Here is a 3,224-nt window from a genome sequence, read left to right as displayed (position 1 = left end):
AACGATAGGTACGAGCAAGTCTATAGAGTTGATCCTTATTTTCATGGAAGGACTCATAGCTATGCTCATAGCTGATATAGGTGATCCCAACGTAGGCGACGAAGAGACCTATGATCAAACTTAGCAGATTCAAAAAAGTGAATTTTTGATTTCTACGATACCCTCGAAGAGCTATTTTTAAATAGTTTTTGAGCATGGTTTCCGAATTGTAAGATTGGAAGATTTTAATATTGAAAGATTTTTGAGTTGGAAAGTGGTAAAGTGTTAAGGTCTTAAAGTTCTAAAGTGTGTCAGCCAGAGCGTCCCACATAGCTATCGGGATCGAAGTTCTTGGCTTTTGATTTTATGTTCTACATTCATTGTTAATCCTTATTTAAGAATAGATTGCCGCGTCGTCGTTCCTCCTCCTCGCAATGACGTTCCAATTGTAAATCCGAAATCGCTTCATTCACTTTTCAGACTATTGACCGGATTCATCATTGCAGCTTTGACAGACTGGAAACTAATCGTAACCAGCGCCACAACTACCGCCAAAACTCCTGAAATCAGGAAGATCCACCAATGGATTGGCACTTGATAAGCAAAGCCTTCCAACCACTTATTCATTGCAAACCACGCGACTGGAGTAGCGACTACAATTGCCACCAAAACCAACTTGATAAAGTCTCTGGACAGCAAACCAACTATACTTCCTATGTCTGCTCCCAATACTTTTCTGATCCCAATTTCCTTGGTTCTCTGCTCTGCGGTATAGGTGGCCAAGCCTAATAACCCTAAGCAGGCAATCAGAATCGCCAGCACAGAAAAGGTGGTAAAGATCTGTCTGAATCTGAAATCGGATTCATATTGCTTATTGAAATCTTCATCAAGAAAACTGTAAATAAACGGACGGTGCGGAGCTAGTTCCTTCCAAACTCCTTCGATCTGAGCAAGTGTCGCTGGCAAGTCTTCGCTTTTCACCTTCAAACTCATATACCTACTTGCATAAGCTTCAAATGGCAAAGTCAAGGGCTCCACTGTATTGTGCAAAGAGATATAATTGAAATCCTTCACTACTCCGATCACAGTTCCTGCTCTGCCCCACTGGTCGAATTTTTTCCCAACTACATCTGCTGGATTTGCATAGCCATATTGCTTGGCGGCAGCTTCATTGATCACCAAAGCCGAGGTAGAATCCGACGGGTAATCTCTGGAATAGGATCTACCCGCAATCAATTCCAAACCATAATGATCAATGAAATCCAAGCCTACTTGAAAAATAGCCTGACCATCCATAATCATTTCTCCTTCCGGATTTTCAATCGTGGTACCTGCATTTGGAAAGTGACTTCCCGGTACAGATCTGGAAAAAGCAACTGATAAAATATTGGGGTTTTTCTCCAATTCATTTTCCAAAGAAGAAGAGACATTATTGACTTGCCCATCATAGTTGTAATCCACCACGACCATTTGCTCCTTATCAAAACCCATATCCTTATCCAGCAAATGACTCATTTGTGAATACACGATGATCGTTCCAGCGATGAGAGCAATGGATAAACTGAACTGAAAAACCACCAAGCCTTTGCGGAGGTTTACCCCTCTGGCATCTGACTTATTGATTCCTTTCAGAATCATCACTGGACGGAAACTTGATAAAACTAAAGCTGGGTATGAACCGGCCAGTAATCCGATTAGCAGGATCATTCCAATAAAGAAAGGAATGGTTTGCCAGTTGATTACACTATTCAATTGGAGGACTTTGCCTGTCAACGCATTCATCATCGGTAAGGCCAAGGTGACGAAAATGACTGCCACAACTGCAGAAAGCAGTACAATAATCAATGATTCTCCCAAAAACTGGAATACCAAACTATTCCTATCAGCTCCGATAGATTTTCTGATCCCTACTTCTTTTGCCCGCTCCATAGATCTAGCTGTGGAGAGATTCATAAAATTGATGATCGCTATTGCCAAAATGAATAGGCCTATGATAGAAAAGATATAGATATTCGAAAGAGAACCCGTATCGCCTGGTTGCCTTTGAACATCCGATCTTAAATAGACATCTTTTAATGGTTCAATTGCTATCGCATAATTTTCCCCGGTTTCTTCAACATTTGCCCTTCGGGAAATAAAATCTGAAAGTTTGGATTCAAAAGCATTTTGATCAAACTGATCATTTACTAAAAAATAAGTGTAGCTATCCACATATCCCCAAGAATCAAATACCGAAGGTCTCGATTGTATATTTGTAGATCTGGATAAAAGCGTATTAAACTGCAAATGGGAATTAGAAGGTAAATCTTTTAAGATTCCGGTCACAGTATAATCTCCAGCATTTGCTCTTCCTGCCACATCGGAACCTTTCAATGTTTTGCCTAAAGCCGATTGATCTCCAAAATATTTTTTGGCAGTACTTTCAGTCAAAACCACACTGTATGGTGCTACCAAAGCTGTTTTAGGATTTCCTTCAATCATTTCCCAGCTAAAAACATCAAATACAGTGGAGTCCATAAATACAATTCCATCCTCTTGCTGGGTCACATCTCCCACTGTAAATAGGATATCGCCTCTACCTGAAAACTGTACCACTTTTTCCACCTCAGGAAACTCCAGTTGAAGAGCCGGTCCAATTGGAGCATTTCCCCAAACCCAAAAAGAAGAATAATCAGGGCTTGTACCCTCTTGCTCAATGTCATGAATTATTCGATAAACCCTATCCTTATTGACATTGAATTGATCATAGGACAGCTCATCCTGCACAAACATAAAAATGAGCACACAGCAGGCCATTCCAATTCCCAAGCCTACAATATTGATAAAGGAATAGACCTTCTTTTTCAGAAGATTTCTCCAAGCAATTTTTAAATAGTTTTTGAACATTGGATTCAAAGAGTTAAAATTTGAAATACTTGTCCGCCGTGGCGGATTGGAAGATTATGGGTTCAAAAGTTGGAAGGTAGTAAAGCTGAATTTTCTGTCAGACTGACCAGCTTGCCTCGCCGTGGCGGGAAGTTGAAGTCTTGATTCTTGGTTCTAGACTCTTGATACTTATGTCTTGGTACTTAAGACTCTCAATTAATTAAACTCCAAATTGATACTGCCTCCCGAGCTAGCCATCGTCACAGGAATTCCGCCACCATTCACCTTGCCTAAGACTTTATCCTTTTTTTGCTCTCCCGAGAAATTCTCAAGGGTAGTATTGACCCGGCCTCCTCTAAGATCCAGATCTAATCCTAAAC

Annotated in this window: 2 protein-coding genes; both read right to left on the bottom strand. The window is 40.5% G+C overall.

Annotated elements, in window-relative coordinates; translation table 11 throughout:
• Positions 1-196: hypothetical protein (locus Q0L68_RS18535; RefSeq protein WP_296705742.1), on the bottom strand; the 196-nt coding region annotated here is incomplete at its 3' end.
• A gap of 248 nt (positions 197-444) precedes the next feature.
• Positions 445-2,865 carry an ABC transporter permease gene (locus tag Q0L68_RS18530; RefSeq protein WP_296705741.1) on the bottom strand — a complete coding sequence of 807 codons (2,421 nt, stop codon included), beginning with the start codon at positions 2,863-2,865 and terminating at the stop codon, positions 445-447.
• Positions 2,866-3,224: the final 359 nt, after the last annotated feature.

Origin of the sequence: Algoriphagus sp. (assembly GCF_024642405.1) — a bacterium.
Taxonomy (GTDB): domain Bacteria; phylum Bacteroidota; class Bacteroidia; order Cytophagales; family Cyclobacteriaceae; genus Algoriphagus.
Note: the sequence above shows the minus strand (reverse complement) of the source record. Positions and strands in the feature narration are given on the sequence as shown.